The following is a 20,240-nucleotide window of genomic DNA, read 5'->3' as shown; positions in this document are numbered from 1 at the left end:
AGATGTTGAGTATGAGAATAACCTGTTCGGTAGAATACCTAACCCAAAGATTTTTATAGGAAACTCACCTGAGGAATTGGTGGAAGCTGTGGAAAGTGTGAAAGATGAGAAGGTTGTTATTACTTGGAATTCAACAACAGTTCTTGATCTTTCTCTTTTGGAAGCATTATACAGAAAAAGAGGAGAGGTAATTTTCATAGCAAACTTGCCTGAGTATATGGAGTTTGAAGTATGGGATACGGACTTTCTTTTGGAAGTTCTAAAGAATCATCAAAAGCTTTCAAAACCTATCAGAAGTGTTCTCTCATCAACGGAGCTTGACGAAGCAGTATATTTTACAGATGTACTGGAAAAGGATATCAGGTTGTATAGGTGGGAAATATCACCATTTTCTTACAAAGGAGAAAAGCTAGCGAAAACCTTATCTGAGAAAATTGATTTTACTGGAGGAGTAGTTGAACAGATTGAGAACATCCTTAGAGCTTCACCAGAGCTCCTTACAGAAATTCCTACCTTCTATTGCATAGAAATTTCTTCAGAAAGAATTGAGAGTGTATACAATTCTACGTGGGAGTTGTCGTTAACTGATATGGCTTTGGAGAAATTCAGGGAGGTTATCTCAAGGATTGTGAGTTATTCTAAAACAGCGGGTATAATGATAGGAATATTCAATGAACCTCTCTTTAACAAGAACATTGGAGAAATACTGAGGGTTATTGATGAGTATAGAGGATATCGGCTAAGTTTCATACTGAATACTTCTCTAACCTTGCTACCAGAAGAGTTAGTAGAGCTTTTTTCAAAAACCAAGGAAGTCAGAGGATTTAGGGATACTCCGTTTTTCAGTATCTTTGTTGATATTCCTAGTAACCAGAAAAATGAGTTTGAAAAACTTAAGAGAGCAAACTTTGAAGATGTTATCTCAAACCTTAGAAAACTCCTTGATATTGATCCTTCTCGGGTTTTTATAAAGTTTGTAAGGAGTATATACAATGATGACAGTCTTCCGTCGTTTTACAACGAGTTTAAGGGGTATAACATTCTGATACAAAGGTGCCAGATGAAAGGCCTTAATCCTGTTGATACAGTGTTGCCTTACAGAATACCTTGCTATAAGATTCAGACAACATTGGTTATACTTCCAGATGGAACATCCACTTTATGCGTAAATGATACGAAGTTGGAAAGGGTTATTGGGAATGTTTTTTCTGAGAATTTGGACACTATCTGTTCTAGTAAAGCAAAAACTCTTAGGGAGCACTTTTGTGGGAAATTCCTAGGAATATGCAAAAACTGCGTTGTTTGGGATCAGTTTGATCTCTAAAATAGTAGGTATGAAAAGTGTAAGTATAATTTATGTGAATTATAAGACAAAGGACATAACCTTAGCATCAATAAAATCTGTCATTGAGAACACGAGAGACATAGATTACGAGATAATACTTGTAGACAACAATTCAGGAGATGGAATAGTGGAGGAAGTTAATAGACTTTTCCCACAGGTTATTACCATTCAGTCAGATACAAACCTAGGATTTGCAGGAGGATGTAATCTCGGAGTTTCTCAATCAAGCGGTAAGTATATTCTGTTTTTAAATACTGACACACTGTTGAAGGAAAACTCTATAAAGGTTGTGTATGATTTTATGGAGAAAAATCCTAATTATGGAGCAGTCGGTGTACTGCTTACTGATGAGGAGGGTAGGGTTGTTCAGTCTTGGGGTGACTTCTTGCCTTTTAGAATAGGTGTAAAGGAGTTTTTACTTAAGCCATTTTTACCTAAAAAGATGAGAGAGAAGCTGAACCATAAGGCAACTGACTATGAAGAGTTTGAAAAAAGTTTCTTTTGCGATAGAGAAGTTGTAGAAGTTGATTACATAATTGGAGCTGATATGTTTGTTAGAAGGGATGTTTTCTATGAAGTTGGTAAATTTGATGAAAGGTTTTTCATGTTCTTTGAAGAAGCTGATTTACAGATTAGAATGAGGAGGAAAAACTACAAAGTTGGAATAATAAGGGGAACAAGGATAATTCATCTAGAAAGTAAGAGTTTTAAGGTTTCCAATGCAAAAAGAACGATGAAAATGGTTTCTTTCTTGAAATATCTTAGGAAGCATTTTCCGGGATACTACGTCCTGTTTAAACCATTTTCACTTATATATGGGTTTGCGAAGCTTATGATGGATGTAGTTTTAGCTAAGGAATATTCCGTAAGTGAGAATATAACATTTATCAAAAGCCTTATTTTTGAGAGTTTTGATTTTGTAAAGAAATAATTCTGGACTTATCTGCTATTTTTATGTCTACTAGTCTTCCATCAACTTCTACATTTGTGAAGACTCCGATTGTTACTCCTTTTAGTGTAAATTTGTCCACGATCATAAATCCTGAGATTTCCTTAAGTCTTACGAAATTGTCCTTTCTGATTCCGAAATCACCAAGCTCGGTGAGGTTGGTTGGAGATATGTTTGTAAATGAGGAGTCGTAGAATATATTAAGTTTTTGTAAGCCTGACAGCTTCTTGTCTGATATGAACATCAAAAGCGAAGGTATATCTAAGCACTCAACATAGTTGGTTAAAAGGTTTGTTTCAAAAGTTTGGAAATTGTGGGTAATCAAAGTCTTTATTTCAGTGCCTTTGTTTTTATCTAATCTGACACTTTGAAGAATCTCTGTGTTGCCCTGTATAAACCTAACATTATGTGAAAGTAGTCTAGGAGTTTCTTTAAGCTCAGATTTTGAGGTAGTAGTTGATATTATTTGGTACTTATGAGGAATGGTGCCTAGAGGTTTTGTTAGAACTTTTGTCTCTAAAATTCTTGGATATTCGCTCCATTCGTAACCTACTGAAGTCAGAAAACGGTATTTCCCGTTTACGGTTATCTCATAATTTAGCGAAAGTATTACAAGATCCTCGGCAAGAGATAGATTAAGAAGGTTTACGAGACAAAAAATCACTAATGTTAGAGTCAACTTTTTCATAGACTAAATTCTCGTAAAACTTTGACGAAATTAAAATTTTTCAAAGAGCATGGTGATGGTAGAGTATGTTATCTGATCGGTTGAATATATCCTAAATATTGCTTCTATATCTTTTTGTTTTAAATCATCTATGAAGAATTTTACAAAATACAAGCCTAAGCCTGCTCCTAATTTACTTTCGCTATCTGTATCAACAAATCCATCAACTATAGTTTCTATGTCGGCTGAGGCTTTTTCTCTGAGTTTTTTTGCTTGTTCTGGAAGAATAGCTACATTGTTGCTTACCTCTACTTTAAAAACTTCTTTAGAAAATTTCCAAGATATCTTTACCCACTTGTCAAACCTTTGGCACAGAGTTATAACCTCATCTCTGTTATTCAGGATCATTTCTGACTCATCAATAGGAATATCTATCCTGTTATCTCTCAAAACACTTAGAAAATTTGACTTTTCTGCATTACCAACCAATTCCATTATTACGCTTGTTATATGCACTATGTCTGCTTTACCTATAAAATCTAGAATCTTATTTGTTATAAACTCTATTAGTCTTCTTTGGTTCAGAGGGCCATAGAGTTTTAGCTCAACTCCCTTTGTATACAGAAGTAACTTTTCTATCTCCAGAATTGTTTTTATGGTTTTTTCGGAAATATTAATGAACATAGTTGGTGTTTCACTTGGATCATACTTATCTCTATACTTAGGTGGTAGCATTGAGTTAAATTTAATGAAGCCCAGCTTGTTCAAGACTATCAAGAACTGATCTTTGGGAGTGCATTTTCTTATGTCTTCAGCAACCTTGTCTATCATATTGGGAATTTTAAACAAAATTTTGCGATTTATTCAAAATTATTGGTAAAAGTCAGCGGTAGTTGAAAAATTTAAAATTTATCATAAAATATAATTATCCTAAGGGCGAAGCGATGAAATGGATAAAATATCAAGGACTAAAGAAAATGAGAAAATACGAGACTAAGTATTATTAAAAAAATTATTTTAAATATATATTCCCCTATTCACGACCAACAGTAATAGAATTTGACGGACTCATACCTCCCCAACATATTCCCGATGAAATCTGGATAACAGATACAACATTCAGGGATGGGCAACAAGGAAGAGATCCATATACCGTTAAACAAATAGTGGATATTTTCAATCTTCTTGTAAAGCTAGACAATAATAGTGGTATCATAAGAGAAACGGAGTTTTTCCTTTATTCATCTAAGGACAAAGAAGCTGCATCAAAGTGTATGGAGGTTAATGCCAAATATCCGAAGATCACCGGATGGGTTAGGGCAACAAGTGAGGATCTTAAAATACCTATAAATATGGGTATACAAAAAACGGGTATTCTAACTTCGGTTTCAGACTATCACATTTACAAAAAACTGAAATTAGACCGCAAAAAGGCAGAAGATATGTACCTTTCAGCGGTAAGGAAGGCTATAGAGCTTGGCTACAAGGAAATCAGGTGCCACTTTGAAGATATAACCAGAGTTGATATTTTTGGATTTGTCCTACCCTTTGCGCAAAAACTTATGAAAATAAGTCAAGAAAGTAAAACGAAGATAACGATAAGGATATGTGACACCATGGGATATGGAGTTCCATTTCCTACTGCATCACTACCTAGAAGTATTCCGAAGATAGTGTATTACCTAAGAGAAGATGCTGGCGTCCCTTCAGAGATGCTAGAAATGCACATGCACAATGACTTCGGAGCTGTTGTTATTAATTCCGTGGTAGGTTGGCTTTATGGAGCATCGTCAGTTAACGCTTCACTACTTGGCACTGGAGAAAGAACAGGAAATGCCCCTCTAGAGCAAATAATATTCTGGTATCATGCTATAAAAGGTAAAACTGGGAATATGAATCTTAAAGTCATAACCGAGATCAAGGAATATTATGAGAAAGAAATAGGAGATAAAATAGATCCCCAAAAGCCGTTTGTAGGAGACTTTTTCAATGTCACTAGAGCAGGAATCCACGCAGATGGACTGATGAAGGATCCAGAAATATACAATATATTTGATACCGAGAAGATCCTAGGCAGAAAACCATTGGTCATAATAACAGATAAATCGGGAACCGCAGGGATAGCTTACTGGATAAATTCCTATTTCAACCTTGAAGGAGAGAAAAGGCTTTCAAAGGACAACCAAGGAGTAAAACTAATCTACCAAGAAGTTATTGATATGTATGAGAAGGGGAAAGTCGGAGCTGTAAGCGTTGAGGAAATGCTCTACCTCGTGAAAAAACACATCCCTGAGATTTCAAGTATTTAAGTAGATGATAAGTATAGTGGGAGTAAATGATATTTCACTAAGTCTTCACAAAAGACTCAAAGACTCAATTTTAGTTGGACCATACAAAGAAAAGCTATCTCCATCTCATAGAAACGAAGGAATAACTTACTTAACTTTACCCTATGTTATACCGAGAGAATGTAAGACTATTGTGGACCTCACCTTCAATACTATAACATCTCTAGTCATAAACGATTTTGCCCTAAAATCAAGCAAAAAACTCATATCAGTTCTACGATATGACAACAATGTCATAGTAAAAAGCATATCAAAAAACAGCTGTGTAAGATGTTTACTTGAAGAGAAAAAGGATCTATCAAACTACCTTGTAATCAACTATCTTGCACCAGATATAGAGACATTACTCAATTTGGTTTTAACCTCCTTAAGCTCAGGGGAAAGTTTCTCAGTTTCGGGTAATGATGTAGTAAAGCTGAATTTCACAAAAGGTTGTAATTCCTGCATTGAAGGTAACTATAAATTCTTGGAAGAAGAATATGGTGAGATTATCAATGAAAACTGTGGAAACAACTCCTCAGGCGTATTTCCAATAGATGACAGAAATATTGATATTCCATTTATTAACAGAATTCTTAGAAAAAGCGGAATAGAGATACTAGAAGAGAATGAGGACTATACAAGCTTTCTCGCAGAAGGGAAAAAGGTGTTCTTGTTTAAAAATGGAAGAGCTATGATCTTTGGGACTAGATCAAAGGAAGAAACTGAATACCTATTCAGAAAATACGTTGGAAACTAGAAAATATAGGGAATATATAGAGAGTTAGATCTAGCTATGAAGATATTTGTTGTCTTACCCTTATCTTCTACCGCAAAGATATCCGATAACATCTTTATCATTGTTAGTCCACGACCTGTAGGTTTCTCAGGATTTAGACTGAAGTTTATTCCGGATATATCAAATCCCTCGCCTTGATCAGATACAATGATATGTAGCCCATTGTTGCTGATCAAGGTTTCAACCTTTATCATTTTGTTTTCATCAAACTTGCTTCCATGTTCTATCGCATTATCAAATACCTCATAAAGCACCGTCTTGGTCTTCCATATATCATCTTCAGAGAAATCTGTCATTTTGCTAAGTAGTAAAGACAGGTAGTTATCAACATTGTTACCTTTTGCTGGTAAAAAGCAAACCTCATGAAAAAAATAAAAATTTTTTCTAAAAATTATGGTTATTCCTCTGTCACCTACTAGTTTCCTAAGATCTTCCAACAGCTTCTGAGAATCGGTGACGTCTGAAATAGAGTAAAACTTCTTTCTAAACTCATTTGAAAGCTTAAAATCTTCAATTAGGATAACTCTTTCAAAGTCTGATACAAAAGTAACATCTCTTTTTCTCTCCCCAAATATTACTTTTCCTTTGGATACAACTATGAAAGAAAAAATACCTGCATTCAGATCTATCCTGATGGAGGAAGAACTAAGATCTACTTCAAATTTAGTTTTACCACTGAATATTAGTGAATTTTTGCTTTCACAAAAGTTTGTGTGGAAACTAGATGTGGTAGTTAACCAACAGTTAAGCTTCTTCAGAGTATTTGAAGTTGGTATTAGGAATATACTAGTTTTGCTCACTTGTGCCCTCTGACTTACAACTTTTTATGTATAGATCCAAGTAGTATACTCCTGAAATAACTACAAAGAACAATACCGCTATTTCTATTTTCCTAACGATTGAAACATAACTGCCTGTTATCATGCTTAGTATTACAGTAGAATAGAAAACGAATAGGAGGAATGTTACTATCTTTCCAATTATCGCAGATCCCCTAATGAATCTGAGGTTTTTGATCATCTTTGTGGAGAAAATTGATATTAGCAGATCTCTGAGAACCACTAGTATAGCGAACATTAGTGAAACTACACCTATTTGTAGGAAAGTTATAGCCAATGCGGTAGAGAGAATTTTGTCACCTAACGGGTCTAAAACCTTTCCCCACTCAGAAACTTGCCCAAAAGTTCTTGCAACTATCCCATCAATTACATCTGAAATGTATGCTACTATAACCAGTATGAGAGCAGGTACGTAGTATTTGCCTCCGGCCCACAATAAGACAACTATAGGAATAGTAAGTAATATTCTTACAAGCGAGATTATGTTAGCTGTGGTGAAAAAATCATTCATATTCCTACTGATGTTTCCTGAAATAATACATGTTTGCCATTACTATAACAATGGTACTCATAAGCAAGACAACATAGTAATTTCCCACAGGGTCCTATCGTTTTTGCGTTAATTTCGGACAAATTTTGCTCCTTAACCAAGTTTGAAGATATATGTTGTTTTAGGTGGTTGAACCTGAAACAACAGCACTCCATACCGCAGATACCAATACTCCCCTTGATCTTGAAAGCTTCTCTTGATGATATCTGTCGCATCTCTATTCTGGTTTTATAAACTCCTGCAAGAGTCTTTACAGTTTCCCTAAAATCTATCCTCTCTTCACTACAGAAGTTCACTATAAGCTTTCTCTTCTCCAGCAAAAAGTAACACCCTACAAAATGAACCTGAGGATGATACTTCTTCAAGATCTCCCTAACCTTTTTATCCTCTCTAAAGTCTCTCTTTCGGTTATTTTCAAACTCCTCAATATCTTTTTCCGATGCTTTAGTCACCCTTTTTACTTCATTACTATCAGAATCCGCACAAACTGAGACAACCCTCCCAATATCTTTGCCGTACTTGGTGTCCACTATAACATAGTCCCCAACTTTTACTGCTTCCTCCTCTCCCACAGAAAACAGAGAAACTGTATTGTCCAAAAACACCTTTACATAAACCAACTTCATACTTCTTGAATTTAAGTATTACAAACAACTCTGCGTTATTTCAACTTCAACTGAAGTTTAGTTAATATAAAATTTCTCTTTGCAACCTCTTCGTCTTCTTTCTACAAATAAAACCTTACCTAACCCACCTGTTGGTATGAACTTGGTCTAATAGCATCAAGTTAAATTGACAAATGAGGTTAATATGTTGATAATTCCTATTGTAGAAGGTGCTTATTTTACCTGAGGGGGTGCCTATGAGTATTAAGGTATCTTCTTCTGCTTTTAAGGATGGAGACTTTATTCCTAGGAAATATACCTGCGACGGAGATGATATTTCACCCGAGATAAGAATAGAGGGAATACCTACTGGTACAAAATCATTGGTTCTGATAAATGATGATCCTGATGCTCCAGTTGGTGTCTGGGATCACTGGATTCTCTACGATATTCCTCCTAACACTAATACAATACCTGAAGGAATTAAACCTGAGAGAGAATTTCCCAATGGTATGAAGCATGGAATCAACAGCTGGGGTAGAGTAGGCTACGGAGGCCCCTGTCCGCCAAGTGGCACACATAGGTATTACTTCAGGGTTTATGCTCTTGACATACAGCTAAATCTACCTCCAGGTGCTACAAAACAGAAAATCCTTAAAGCTATGGAAGGGCATATACTCGCCCAAGGAGAATTGATGGGGAAATATGCAAGAGGGAAGTAAAAGGAACCGAACCTTAGCTATTATAAAGCCTGATGTGGTAGAGAAAAGGAGAGTAGGAGAAATTATTACAATGATTGAGAAAGAATTCCACATCACAGAAATGAAAATGGTAAGAATGACTAAAGATCAGGCAATTGAGTTCTACAAGGAACACGAGGGCAAAGAGTTTTTCAATTCACTTACCGAATTTATGAGCTCAGGACCTATGGTAGCTATGGTAGTTGAGGGGGAAAACGTGGTACAGAGATTTAGGGAATTTGTTGGAGAAACTGATCCAAGAAAGGCTAGAGAAGGAACTATTAGAAAGATTTTCGGCGAAGGACTTCCTAGAAATGCAATTCATGCTTCTGACTCAGAAAAATCCGCTGAAAGAGAAATAGAATTCTTCTTCGGCAACTCTAGGTGATCTTTTGTTCCTTTTTCATTTTCTCAATCACTTTCTCCAAAAGAGTCGTGCTTCCCCTAGAACCAAATACCAAAAGTAATAGCTTTAAATCATCCTCACTCATAATAGAACGCTTTAGCTTATCCTTAAGCTCTTTCTCCTTTTCCTTCTCCATCTCTGCTTTTATGTTTTCTTCCTTTATCTTCTGAGAAACATCCTTTTTCAGTTCTTCTTTGTAATTCTCCTTGGTAAATATCCCCCCCTTATAACCCGTAAACTCATCTATTCTTATTTGTTCGCTCATAAAACCCTCCGTGGTTCTCTTACTTATTTTCGGAGTCACGAAGAAATTAATTCACCTCAACCACATTCAATACATTTCCATGCTTGTCCCTAACAGCCTTGGCATTTAGAGGATCAGAGGTTGCCTGGTCATCCACTATGAAATAGTAATAATGGGTCCCCTTTGGAAGAAAAACTTTTATCCTCCACACACCCCCATACTCTCTTCTCATTTCAAGTTCGTAAGGATTCCAGTGATTAAAACTTCCTACAAGAACAACTTTCTCCGCCTTTATGTCCTTATACCTGAATTCATAGTAACCCTCTCCCAATGCCTTAGGATTACCCTTAAATACTTCTAGGTCGTTTTTAAGCTCAAAAAACGAGAATTTCCCACCAAGTTCATCAGTGCCCACATTAGCATTCAGAGGATCAATCATTACTATGTTGTCTATCAAAAGCTTATACCTATATCTCCCTCTCTTAAGCTCTTTATCATAAACACAATACCACAACTTAGCTCTCTCGTCATAAGACATAGTAATAGGCTTCCATCTCTCACTTTCTAAGAGAATCTTCACGCTCCTAGCTTGGTTAGTTACCACAAAAAGAATATGATCATCCTCTATTATAGGAGATGAAAAAACATTCGTATTCTCAAGTGGGTTTTTAGGCTTCCCAAAGCATGAAATCGGAACTAAGATTAACAATAGCAAGAAGATCCTTTCCATAAGTCCAATATAAACAGATACAATTACACTTTTCAAGTTACAGTTTCAGCGATAGGTAATTACCACCTCTTACAGGAAAAGTTAGCTATATTTCCATAGAAAAACCTACACTTATTGTATCAAAGTCATTAAACCTTACAAACCTACTTTTACCATTCCCCTCAATGTTTACTAAGTTTATAAAAACCTTACTTCCTACGACTGGATAGTAACTTATTTCAACTCCAAATGCATAACCCAAGTTGTCCATAAAGCTTTTCATTATGTCACTCTCTCCAAACTTCTGAAATACATCATCCGTGTTTAGTATCACGAATCCTCCAATTCCTAAAGTACTACTGAAAAATTTTCTCTCAATACTTAGCATTAGGTAATCCTGCGGTTTTTCTTCACTAGAGCCTCTTTCCATTCCAATCCCATGCACAAACTGAAGATTTGCATACCCATCATCAAAGAGTTTCTCAAAACCTATGGCGTATTTAGTGTAAAAGGTCTCAAGATAAACTTCTGAATAGTTGGTAACTACGTAGTTAGTATTGGTAGTGTAACCGCCTGAACCACTGGAAGCAATAGTTAAGATTTCGCTAGATACGCTATAAAACCTTTCCATTTTCTCAGGAATAAATACTCCTATCTCAAACCATCCAACAGCAAAACCAAGGTCCCTTGAAAGATCAAATCCTACCATACTCTCCCTATGGTAATCCATAAAGTAGCGGATTGAATTTACGTAAACTTCAACATCAGGAAGGGAAGAACCATTAGTTTTAACCGTAATAAGGTTAGAAACACATAGGTGCCTAATCAATGGCATATCGTTTTCCCTAGTCACAAATGAGGTGGACAGATCAAATCCCAAAAATCTCGTAGCTACCTTGATGCCAGCAGTAATGTTAGTAATACTCAACAAATCGTCTTGTAAGCTTCCATAAGGTTGAGAGATACCCCTTAGCCTAAAAAAGGGAATTCTCTTACCTATCTCTCCTAGCACCTTATCCGTGATCTCTTCATTATATCTTCTGATAAGTGGTATGCCGAACTTTGCTGAATCCGAAAAAGGTTTGAGTACCAGTTGAACATGGGTTTCATCTAATACTGGGATGAACACCTTTGCATTTAAAGCCCAAGAAGGAAGTTTTTTAGAAAATTCTATCGGTTTGTACAAATCTGAAGGATTGAGAACGTCAGTTGGGTTTATCTTATCAGCCTTGCCCCAGAATATCCTCTGCTTCCCTAGAATCAATGAGATATTATCCAGTATCATTCCATCGATTCTTATGTAACATTCATATAGGTCAAAGAGAGTAGGTTCTTTGTAGACTATTTTACCAAGCTCAGACGAAACGAAAGTTGTATCTTCTGCTGAAACAGAAAACCTCGCAAGAATTGATGAAAAGACAGAGGTATTCTCCGCTAACTTTGAAGAGAAGGAAAACCTTGAGGAGACTTCATTATGCTTGATTTCTCCACTAAGATATCTTATAGAAACCACGGATGAAATATCTATTCCTATTTCTGTAGTGGAAAAACAGATGCTACAAGTTAATGTAAAAAATACAAAAGTGTAAAACCTTTTCATAACTTACCTCTCCAAAAATCTCTGTGTAAATATACCCTTGTTTTCAAGCCCTTGATCAAACTTTACATCCTTAAGGATCACCTCCGTAGAAGTATTAGCAGTTAGAGTAGTCATTTTTATCCTTGAAAGGATGTAGTAATTACCCTTTTTGTCTGTTTCTAAAATTTCAAGAACCTTTTTGATCCTATCCCGCTCATACATTTCAAGTTTTTTTGGAAGGAAAGTGTTCTTACAAACAACCATCAAAACTTTATCATAGCTCCACTCGGAATTTGGCTTTCTTTTGAGAGCTAGAACATAGTTATTTTGGTCCTCCGAAAGAATCTCCGCTTCAAAGTCTTGAGAGTAGTTAAAGCTTCCTATTTCTCTATAAGAAAAGTCAGTTGCTTGAAAGCTTTGGTCTTTAGCACTTCCGTGGATTGCCCTTACTCGCTTGTATGCAGGTAAATATACATACATTTCACCGTTTGGCAGTGAAAGAACTCCTATTCCCTTTATACTCTCAGGAGAAACAAACTTGACAACCCTCTTTTCTTTGCCACTGTTCCATATTCTCATTTCCCTTCTTTCCTTTTCTTTTCCATCTCTGTATAGCACCAGTTCAACAAGACTCTCTCTATCCTTCTCCCTTGAGAGAATCTCTTCCACTCTAGTTAAGACTTCACTCCCAGTTATACAATACACAGTCGCTTCAATGACAAGCAAGGCTACCAAAACTACTACTACTCTAACCATACTATACCCCCTACATCCCCAGAAGCTTAACGGGATAATGTAATACTAAAATTGGATTCTGCGCTTTTCAACTTCTCTAGAACCTCAAAATTTTTGCGTAAACTTCAATAAATTCTGATTTCTGTTAGGTGAGTAGGTAAAATTCTAAACCTTTTGCTTATTCACTTCCTTTGGTTTTTATTCGTTTAATAACAAAATTTCACTCATTAGGTGCTTGTTGAAGAAGGTATTCACCCAGTTCCAATAGGGATTGTGTAGTTAATTTTGCAAAAGGAGATAACTTCGGTTAGAATTATTTTTGACTAATATTTTTTGTGGTTATGCATAAAATAGAAGAGGAGTAGACATGGGTGTAGTAATAGCCAGTTTTGGAGGAGTTTCACCGAGAATACACGAAAGTGTGTATATTTCCGAAAATGTGAGTGTAATTGGAGATGTTGAGATAGGGGAAGGGAGTAGTGTATGGTTTGGAGCGGTCATTAGGGGAGATATAAGTTATGTCAGGATAGGTAAAAATTCAAACATTCAGGATAATGTTGTTATTCACGTAAACTATGACTTACCTACTATTATTGGAAATTACGTTACTGTTGGACATTCTGCGGTGATACACGGTGCTATAATTTCCGATTTTGTGATTATTGGGATGGGAGCAATTGTTCTAGATGGAGCGAAAGTGGGTAGTAATGTTATAGTAGGGGCAGGAACTATAATTCCACCCAGAGTAGAGATACCTAGTGGTGTTATGGTTCTTGGAACCCCAGCAAAGGTTATTAGGGAGCTTTCTCAGATTGAGATAGATCATATCAAGCAAAATGCTAACGATTATGTCCTTTTAGGTAAAGAGATGAAAAGTAAAGTCACATAGGGGGGATTTATGCCTTATGATAAAGAGACTGTTGACAGAGCTAAAAAACTGGGAGTTTTTGAAAGAAGTATAGATGCAGAGGCATTGAAGACTGATGAAAGGGAAAGGCAAAAGCTAGCAGAAAAGCTTAGAAAATACACATCTACTACGCAGTCTCCTGCGATATCTGCCCAAGGAGAGATGGAATTAGTAGAGTTGCCCTTAAGAAGGGAGGAAGTGATTGAGGTTGAACTTTCGCTGTGGGATAGAATAATCATGCTGATAATGTCGCTTCTAGGACTAATGTCCTCACCAGAATACAAGAAGAGTAAAGCTTTGAAAAGACTAGAGCAGAAGCTAAGAAGACAGAAACCTACAATGATAGATCCTTCAAGAGGATATCTTTCAGGAGAGTTTGGTAGGGTTATCATTTCTCTCTATGAGCAAGCAAAGTTGTTAAGAAGTATTTTTGATGTATTCTTGAACAATGAAGATTTCTGGAAAGGAATAGGAGTTGAGAAGTCGTCGTGTGAGTATTTGTTTGAGAAGATTACCGATCTGGAAAATGTTGTTGAGAGTTACAAGGACTTTGAATCTCACCTCAGCAAAATTGTTGAGGTATCTCAAAGTGTTAAGATTGCAGTTAAGGCAGTGGATGAAGAGATAAACAGTATGATTAGGTTGATACCAGACGAGTTGATAAAGAGGGCAGACAACATCTTTAACAACATCGTTAAACTTCGTGAATTTGCTTACTTTGACTTTGAGACAATTGTTAGAAGGTTTACCCAGTTTTCTGAAATCAAAAGGGGAAGAGTAGTTTTTAAGTCTGTGTCTCCACAGGGATTGATAAACCACATAAGGGATATTGAAAGTATATTGTTATCACTTAATGTTGACGATATATACACTGCGCAATATATTAAGGCTATGCTTGAGTATATTGAAAAATACTCAAGTTCGGGAATAGAAAAGCTTGAGGAGATTAAAAATAAATTAGACTCAAACTTTTTTAGTGCTCTAAACGAGAATATTAGGAAGTTGAGCATAGTTGATCTTGTAGCTTATGTGACAAAAGATCCTAGTCACAAGCCGTTTATCATAAAGACGAATTATTCGCTGTTCAAGGAATTTTCTAAAATCTTGTCTGAGAAATACCGAAGGATCGTCATGTTGAGGATGGAAGAGAAGAATAATAAGTTAATAGACAAATACATAACCATGATGTTTGATAAAAATCCTGAGCTTAGTGAGTACGGAATATATTCTTCCAGTGTCAGTGCCTTATTCTCTAGATATGGCTTGCCTCCACTTCTATACACAAAACCTTTGGCAATATCTTCATATTTCATTAAAAATGTTTGGGATACTAGTTTGAAAGATACGATAACTACCTTGGTTGTCAGTGGCGTATTTTCTGAGAAACAACTACAAAAGACACTATATGACCTTATTTCAAAGGTTGAGCCAGTCAAGAGTAAAATGAACGATTTTGTGAAGGCTGTTGAGCAAGGGGGGGAATATTACATACTGCTTTCAAGGTTTATCTCAAATCCTTCGCTTCTGACAAATGAAAGTAACAAAAAAGTCGTGGAAAGAAAAATAACGATAATGAATAGTTTGTGCTTTGAGTTTTTGAATGCTTTCAAAGATATATTTAAGGGAATGTATAAAATTCTTTCATACATAGTTGAGGATGTTTATGCTCCGTTTCCGAGAACTGTTGTCAATATTCATAAAATAGGTGGTGTGAGTAGTAAAGATTTTATTGACAGGCTAGAGAAGTCCGTTGAGAAGTTGAATGCACTTTCTTCACTTATAACGCTTTTTGTTGAGGAGTGATTGTGAAATGAGGTTGCCTTTTAGAGAAATGTTATCGGAAGACATAATAGGTTTTTCTGAGGTGGACGATATTCAAGACTTTCTTAACCAAGATATATCTCTCGTAGAGGAGGACATTGAGTGTGTTGATGACTCTCAATTTAAGGAATCTAAGTTCAGACCTGAAGAAGTGATATTTTTTGATGGTACTGCTAGACTTGATTATCTTGCGAGAACCAAATCCTCTGTCATAGGTTTCATGACTTTTGCACTTGGGCATGTAAGAGCTTGTCTTGGAAAGCCTATAGAACTTAGTAAGTCTGCGAAATTTAAGATAGTAAGAAAGGTTATTATTCCCCAGAACATCCTGAAATCCAATAATTTGGATTATAACAAAATTATTTTTTCAAAAGAAGTTGCTTACGATATTTGCAAATACCCAACTAATATACCGAGAGTTAGCGATTTGTGGAATGATGTTGTTCTGAGTGAGATTATGCCGGATTTAGAACTACATTATGTCGAGGATAACATCTTAGAACCACATTATGTCGGTGATAAAATCATAAAAACCCTCGTTAACGGGACCATTTTAGTGAAAGATGGGAGAATAGATAAGCTATTTTCACCAAAGCGAAGCATTTTTGGACATGTGGAGACATTTGACATACCTAAGCGAAGCATTTTTGGACATGTGAAGACATTTAACATACCTAAGCGTATTCTAGACGACCCTAATCTAAGAGAAGGGGGATTGAGATCTAGGGTGTATAAGTTGAGAGGCAACAATTCATACAACGTGTATAGCTGTTACATCAACTTAAACTCTAGTAGAAGGAGTAGATTGATTAAAGGGGGTGTCTTCAGTTACTCTAGGGTAGATATAGCATCTGAGAGAGTTGATGATGATCTTGTTGATAGGTTCAACTTTATTTCAAAATACCTAGTTGAACTTACTTCGGTGTTTTCGGATAGTGCTAGATTCCCCCAGAATATTCCTATCGTAGAGAGACTTGAGAACTTTTTGAGAAAATTGTCAGGTGATAGAAGTATCATAAAGCATATTATAGCTGAGAAGATTTCTCTAAATGAAGTGATAGACTTTTCCTAGCTTACTCGTTAGAGAGAAATCTTAGGCAAACACTTCCGGGGTAACTCTTCTCCACAAGTTTAAGATACTCTATTAGGGAGGAGATTAATGGTGATGTATCTCTCTCTTTAGGTATTTCAATTAGCCCTTTTCCAGAAGATAGTTCAAACTTACCTTTTTTTCCAAGATTATTGAACAAGTGAACGATGAGAAATTGGACTACCCCAGATATACCTGCGCAAACAATGTCTTCGCCTTTCTTTCCGTAACCAGAGTGTCCGGTTAATTCTATTTTTACACTACCCGAGCTTTCTGAAATGTTTACTTCTATCATAGCAAGTATTATTTACGATTGACTTCTTTATTTTCTCATCTTTGAATTTAGTTAATCTTTGCTTCTACATCAACTTTAGTATTAAGTTTTTTCGTAGTGAAGATACTTATTTTATGGAGTATGAAACGAAAATATTTTGTGAGAAATGTTGGCTCTAGGTGGTTTTTCTTTGAAATTCACGTGGGGTCTCCTATATTATAGTTAGGAGTAGAGTATGGTAATGAGGTTGAGCAATACAAAGTTGGGAAATAGAGGGAAGATAGTGAAGATAGAGGGGAATGATGAATTTAAGAAGAGGCTTTTGAGTATGGGTTTTTTTGAGGGAGAGGAGGTTTTAGTAGAGAATATTTCTCTTTTTGGCTCACCGATCATAGTGAATGTTAGGTCTACGAAGTTAGCATTGAGAAAGGAAGAAGCTGAGAGGGTAGTAGTAGATGTTTCTTAGAAATGTTTCCATCCTTTGTATTCCTTTTCGTCAATTCTTTCTTCAAAGTAGAAAAGTTCTAATTTACCAGGATTTTCAGTTATTTCTCCTATTTCTGTAAGTTTGACATTAAGCTCCTTGGATATGTTGAGAACTTTTTCCTTTAGGTTGTAAGGTACAGTAAATACGAGTTCATAATCTTCTCCGCCCGAAAGTGGGTATTTAAAGAATCCTACCAAACTGCTGTAGCGTTTTTCTCTGGAGATGTAGACGCTGTATTCGGAACTAATGGGTACTTTTTCTAGAGATATCTTTGCTCCTACTCCGGAGGAGTTTAGAATGTGTTCTATATCTTGCAGTAGCCCGTCGCTGATATCTATACAAGAGGTTGCTATTCCAACGAGTCTTTTACCTAGTTCTATTCGTGGTGTAGGAGAAATATGTTTTGAGACCAAGTATGATTCTACCTCACTAAGGTAAGGACCTTTCCCTTTCTTTAGGAGTATTTCAAGTCCTAAGGAGGAGTCACCGACAAATCCACTGACGAATATCAGATCTCCTTTTTTGGCTCCACTCCTAGTAAGTGGAACATCGGAGCAGTTTCCAAACAAGGTAACAGTTATTGTTAAGTCTCTACCTTTTGATATATTACCCCCTCCTATGTATACACCATAGTTTGAGAAGGTGTCAACTAGGCCTCTGTATATGTCTAGTATTACTTCAAGCTCAGTAGAAGGAGGTACGATGAGTGATATCAGTGCATAAAGAGGATTACCTCCCATAGAAGCAATATCGCTAAGGTTTGATATTGCACTTTTGACTCCAATGTCATATGGTGAAAATCTCTCGCTTAGAAAGTGTATTCCATCTACCATTGTATCAGTAGTTGCTAGGGCTTTGCCGTTGAAGCCAAATACAAAACAGTCATCACCGTTTGGTATTATCACCTCTCTGGGTATTCCGCTAACCTCTGTTATCTCTCTTATATACTGGATGATCTCAAATTCGCTCACTCTCATTAACTACTCCTTTATGAAATAGTTTCTTAGAGCGCCAATTCCTTCTATCTCAATTACTACTTCGTCTCCATTCTTCATCTCTCCAACCCCAGGAGGAGTTCCAGTCGCAATTACATCACCTGGCAACAAAGTCATTATCTTTGAAACAAAGCTTATGATTTCCTCAACTCCAAATATCATATTAGATGTTGTAGAATCTTGTTTTATTGTTCCGTTTAAGTATGCTTTTATACTGATCTCCTTCCAGTCAGCTTCAGTTTCTATCCAAGGACCTATGGGACAAAAGGTATCAAAAGATTTTGCTCTAGTCCATTGACCATCCTTATTTTGGAAATATCTTTCGGTAACGTCATTTAGGCATGTATATCCTAGAATGTATTCTTTAGCTTCACTTGGGGAGATGTTTTTACAAACTCTGGAAATGACAACCGCAAGTTCTGCTTCGTAGTCAACCCTTTTGCAAAAGCTTGGTGCGATTATTGTGTCATTGTGACCTATAACGGTAGTAGCAGGCTTAAGAAAAATAACAGGTTCTTCGGGTATTGGCATTTTCAACTCTTCAGCATGATCTCTATAATTAAGACCAACACATACGACTTTGGTTGGAATAACTGGGGGTAGGATGTCTACTTCTTCTATCTTGAAACTTTTCTCTTCTAGTTCAAAGTCTCCAAAAATACTTCCTTTTATAGGAATAACTATTCCATTTTCTGTATCAAAGACTCCCCAGATCGGTTTGTTCTCTTTTTCAAAACGGCCAATCTTCATAATTATTAAGGTAAATATAAGAATGCATATCTTTCAAATTAAAAGAAAAGCATCCAATGAATTCCAAAATTTAACAATTAGGTCTTTACCTTTCTTGCAGTCTTTGTTGGAACTAGGTAAATACTCTTCTTAATAAACGCTTAAGGGACTCGGTATAAAGTGAAGTTTCGGACTGATAGACACTATCTAGAATCAATATGCAAAAAGTTTGGAATCCTGCTCACTTTGAAATTTGAATTTATTGACAAAGTATTTTATAGCTTTCAAAGCTTGCAATTAATTATGGTTCCTATTGGGATGAGTCATTATTTTCTCAATAACACTAGAAACTAAGGTTAAGTAGTATCTTGTAGTTGGTTAGTATTGCCTAGGAAGGATGAAACAAGAGGGTTGGAATTTTGCCAGCTAGCTTAGTAGAAATTAGGCTTTGTTGATCATCATTTGACTATTTTGCTTATTATCTTTCTTATTTTTGATGCTTCTTCAAAGTTTTCTCTTATTACCTCAGCTCTCATTTTACTAGATAAGTAATCTTTTAATTTATCACGAATGTATATGGCTCTGTAAACTCTGGGAATTCTTCCTTCGAATCTTGCAGGTTTATGTTTTAGTCTATCTTTGAAGTATTCAAGGCATCCTATACATCCCAGATGTGAGCTTTCAATTATTTCCTCTAAAGTTGAGCCACAATAGGGACAACTCAAATCTACTTTTTTCATATCTATACCCTCTCGTTGATCAGCTTTATTGTCGTCAAAGTTGTTGGCTTTGCTAAATGAAAAAACGTTTTCTATATTTTCAAAGGAGAAAGTTTCTTCCTCAAGTTCGTTATTCTCAACGTCGCTGTATTCTTTTTCACCAATGGTATTTTTGTTTATCAAGCTCATAATCTCGTTGACGAGTTTTTCCACATTGTAAATACTGAATCCAAATTTGCTTATGCATTCAGAGCATAAATAAACATCTGTCTTTTTACCGTTGTAGAGGATTGAAACGCCTATTACACTTTCGTTAATACCACATATGGAACAGAGCATAACTTTTTCCCTACTTTCTACAATAATATAATAACATATTTTCCTCTAATTTACAACAGTTTTTTCCTTGAGGTTAGTTTAAGCTTTGATTAACCTTGTACATTGCTATCTTAACTTTGACATATACCCTAGATATCCTCAAACTTCCCGAGAGGGTGGTTACGAGGACAACTTCCGCTATCTTCTTCCTGAGCTTTGATGGAAGGTCATGTAGAAAGTTTTTGATAAAGTGATTTATAGTTTTTCTGTGGTTCATATATCCCTCCTTTTGCCTTTATTTTACGATGCAAGAGGAGGTTATTTCACTTTAATTTTTACCAAACTCTGCTACAAACTTCAGGTCCTAGATTATTGAAACTCTTCTTAAGGAGTTTTATAATAGTTT

At 35.9% G+C, this 20,240-nt stretch carries 24 protein-coding genes; 10 read left to right on the top strand and 14 right to left on the bottom strand.

The features are described from left to right. On the top strand, positions 1 to 1,324 hold a 1,324-nt coding region (locus ABDH28_08000; GenBank protein MEN2998956.1), incomplete at its 5' end, for an SPASM domain-containing protein. A 10-nt stretch (positions 1,325 to 1,334) separates the two neighbouring features. Beyond that, the gene (locus tag ABDH28_07995; GenBank protein MEN2998955.1) at positions 1,335 to 2,276 is read left to right on the top strand and encodes a glycosyltransferase family 2 protein; all 942 of its coding nucleotides are present in this window, start codon (positions 1,335 to 1,337) and stop codon (positions 2,274 to 2,276) included. On the opposite strand, the gene ABDH28_07990 is transcribed toward ABDH28_07995, so the two are convergent. Continuing rightward, entirely contained in the window at positions 2,242 to 2,982 is a 741-nt protein-coding gene (locus tag ABDH28_07990) for a hypothetical protein (protein MEN2998954.1), read from the bottom strand. The genes ABDH28_07995 and ABDH28_07990 overlap by 35 nt on opposite strands. 30 nt (positions 2,983 to 3,012) lie before the next feature. After that, positions 3,013 to 3,792 carry a hypothetical protein gene (locus ABDH28_07985; protein ID MEN2998953.1) on the bottom strand — a complete coding sequence of 260 codons (780 nt, stop codon included), beginning with the start codon at positions 3,790 to 3,792 and terminating at the stop codon, positions 3,013 to 3,015. Between the two features lie 194 nt (positions 3,793 to 3,986). Between ABDH28_07985 and ABDH28_07980 the strand changes: the two genes are divergently transcribed. Both ABDH28_07980 and ABDH28_07975 read left to right on the top strand, forming a co-directional pair. Beyond that, positions 3,987 to 5,270, top strand: a complete 1,284-nt coding sequence (locus tag ABDH28_07980; protein MEN2998952.1) for a 2-isopropylmalate synthase — start codon at positions 3,987 to 3,989, stop codon at positions 5,268 to 5,270. Positions 5,271 to 5,274: 4 nt separating this feature from the next. Continuing rightward, positions 5,275 to 6,048 carry a hypothetical protein gene (locus tag ABDH28_07975; protein ID MEN2998951.1) on the top strand — a complete coding sequence of 258 codons (774 nt, stop codon included), beginning with the start codon at positions 5,275 to 5,277 and terminating at the stop codon, positions 6,046 to 6,048. Here ABDH28_07975 and ABDH28_07970 read toward each other — a convergent pair. The 3 genes from ABDH28_07970 to ricT are packed head-to-tail and all read right to left on the bottom strand — an operon-like array spanning position 6,045 to position 8,102. Beyond that, entirely contained in the window at positions 6,045 to 6,887 is an 843-nt protein-coding gene (locus ABDH28_07970) for an ATP-binding protein (protein ID MEN2998950.1), read from the bottom strand. The genes ABDH28_07975 and ABDH28_07970 overlap by 4 nt on opposite strands. Next, positions 6,874 to 7,437 carry a CDP-alcohol phosphatidyltransferase family protein gene (locus ABDH28_07965; GenBank protein MEN2998949.1) on the bottom strand — a complete coding sequence of 188 codons (564 nt, stop codon included), beginning with the start codon at positions 7,435 to 7,437 and terminating at the stop codon, positions 6,874 to 6,876. The genes ABDH28_07970 and ABDH28_07965 overlap by 14 nt, the downstream gene beginning before the upstream one ends. Next, the gene (ricT, locus tag ABDH28_07960) at positions 7,434 to 8,102 is read right to left on the bottom strand and encodes a regulatory iron-sulfur-containing complex subunit RicT (protein MEN2998948.1); all 669 of its coding nucleotides are present in this window, start codon (positions 8,100 to 8,102) and stop codon (positions 7,434 to 7,436) included. The genes ABDH28_07965 and ricT overlap by 4 nt, the downstream gene beginning before the upstream one ends. A 236-nt stretch (positions 8,103 to 8,338) precedes the next feature. On the opposite strand from ricT, the gene ABDH28_07955 reads away from it, so the two are divergent. Further along, positions 8,339 to 8,803, top strand: a complete 465-nt coding sequence (locus ABDH28_07955; protein ID MEN2998947.1) for a YbhB/YbcL family Raf kinase inhibitor-like protein — start codon at positions 8,339 to 8,341, stop codon at positions 8,801 to 8,803. Beyond that, positions 8,787 to 9,209 carry a nucleoside-diphosphate kinase gene (gene ndk, locus ABDH28_07950; GenBank protein ID MEN2998946.1) on the top strand — a complete coding sequence of 141 codons (423 nt, stop codon included), beginning with the start codon at positions 8,787 to 8,789 and terminating at the stop codon, positions 9,207 to 9,209. The genes ABDH28_07955 and ndk overlap by 17 nt, the downstream gene beginning before the upstream one ends. Here ndk and ABDH28_07945 read toward each other — a convergent pair. The 4 genes from ABDH28_07945 to ABDH28_07930 form a co-directional block, all read right to left on the bottom strand. Next, on the bottom strand, positions 9,202 to 9,492 hold the full coding sequence (locus ABDH28_07945) for a hypothetical protein (GenBank protein ID MEN2998945.1): 291 nt from the start codon (positions 9,490 to 9,492) through the stop codon (positions 9,202 to 9,204). The two genes, ndk and ABDH28_07945, sit on opposite strands and share 8 nt — an antisense overlap. A 46-nt stretch (positions 9,493 to 9,538) precedes the next feature. Next, complete coding sequence (locus ABDH28_07940; protein MEN2998944.1) at positions 9,539 to 10,201, bottom strand: glycogen-binding domain-containing protein; 663 nt, start codon at positions 10,199 to 10,201, stop codon at positions 9,539 to 9,541. 85 nt (positions 10,202 to 10,286) lie between these two features. After that, positions 10,287 to 11,780, bottom strand: a complete 1,494-nt coding sequence (locus ABDH28_07935; GenBank protein ID MEN2998943.1) for a hypothetical protein — start codon at positions 11,778 to 11,780, stop codon at positions 10,287 to 10,289. A 3-nt stretch (positions 11,781 to 11,783) separates the two neighbouring features. Then, positions 11,784 to 12,515: an outer membrane lipoprotein-sorting protein gene (locus ABDH28_07930; GenBank protein ID MEN2998942.1), complete on the bottom strand. Its 732-nt coding sequence runs from the start codon at positions 12,513 to 12,515 to the stop codon at positions 11,784 to 11,786. Positions 12,516 to 12,861: 346 nt separating this feature from the next. Here ABDH28_07930 and ABDH28_07925 point away from each other — a divergent pair, with 346 nt between their 5' ends. The 3 genes from ABDH28_07925 to ABDH28_07915 are packed head-to-tail and all read left to right on the top strand — an operon-like array spanning position 12,862 to position 16,294. After that, entirely contained in the window at positions 12,862 to 13,383 is a 522-nt protein-coding gene (locus ABDH28_07925; GenBank protein MEN2998941.1) for a gamma carbonic anhydrase family protein, read from the top strand. A 9-nt stretch (positions 13,384 to 13,392) separates the two neighbouring features. Next, positions 13,393 to 15,204, top strand: a complete 1,812-nt coding sequence (locus tag ABDH28_07920; GenBank protein ID MEN2998940.1) for a DUF5312 family protein — start codon at positions 13,393 to 13,395, stop codon at positions 15,202 to 15,204. 7 nt (positions 15,205 to 15,211) lie between these two features. Beyond that, positions 15,212 to 16,294, top strand: a complete 1,083-nt coding sequence (locus tag ABDH28_07915) for a hypothetical protein (GenBank protein MEN2998939.1) — start codon at positions 15,212 to 15,214, stop codon at positions 16,292 to 16,294. 1 nt (position 16,295) lies between these two features. On the opposite strand, the gene ABDH28_07910 is transcribed toward ABDH28_07915, so the two are convergent. Next, a complete protein-coding gene (locus ABDH28_07910) occupies positions 16,296 to 16,607 on the bottom strand; it encodes a ribosomal-processing cysteine protease Prp (GenBank protein MEN2998938.1) in 312 nt (103 codons plus the stop codon). Between the two features lie 214 nt (positions 16,608 to 16,821). Between ABDH28_07910 and ABDH28_07905 the strand changes: the two genes are divergently transcribed. Then, positions 16,822 to 17,052, top strand: coding sequence for a FeoA family protein (locus ABDH28_07905; protein ID MEN2998937.1), 231 nt, complete (start codon positions 16,822 to 16,824; stop codon positions 17,050 to 17,052). Here the strand turns inward: ABDH28_07905 and thiL are convergent. From thiL to ABDH28_07885, 4 genes are all read right to left on the bottom strand, one after another. Next, the gene (gene thiL / locus ABDH28_07900; protein MEN2998936.1) at positions 17,049 to 18,050 is read right to left on the bottom strand and encodes a thiamine-phosphate kinase; all 1,002 of its coding nucleotides are present in this window, start codon (positions 18,048 to 18,050) and stop codon (positions 17,049 to 17,051) included. The genes ABDH28_07905 and thiL overlap by 4 nt on opposite strands. A gap of 3 nt (positions 18,051 to 18,053) precedes the next feature. Then, complete coding sequence (locus ABDH28_07895) at positions 18,054 to 18,818, bottom strand: fumarylacetoacetate hydrolase family protein (GenBank protein MEN2998935.1); 765 nt, start codon at positions 18,816 to 18,818, stop codon at positions 18,054 to 18,056. Between the two features lie 437 nt (positions 18,819 to 19,255). Continuing rightward, positions 19,256 to 19,855, bottom strand: a complete 600-nt coding sequence (locus tag ABDH28_07890) for a hypothetical protein (protein MEN2998934.1) — start codon at positions 19,853 to 19,855, stop codon at positions 19,256 to 19,258. Between the two features lie 73 nt (positions 19,856 to 19,928). Continuing rightward, a complete protein-coding gene (locus ABDH28_07885) occupies positions 19,929 to 20,111 on the bottom strand; it encodes a hypothetical protein (GenBank protein ID MEN2998933.1) in 183 nt (60 codons plus the stop codon). Positions 20,112 to 20,240 lie beyond the last annotated feature (129 nt).

Source organism: Brevinematia bacterium, assembly GCA_039630355.1.
Classification (GTDB): Bacteria; Spirochaetota; Brevinematia; order DTOW01; family DTOW01; genus SKYB106.
The sequence above is the reverse complement of the archived record's forward strand: the minus strand, read 5'-3'. Positions and strand labels throughout refer to the sequence as shown.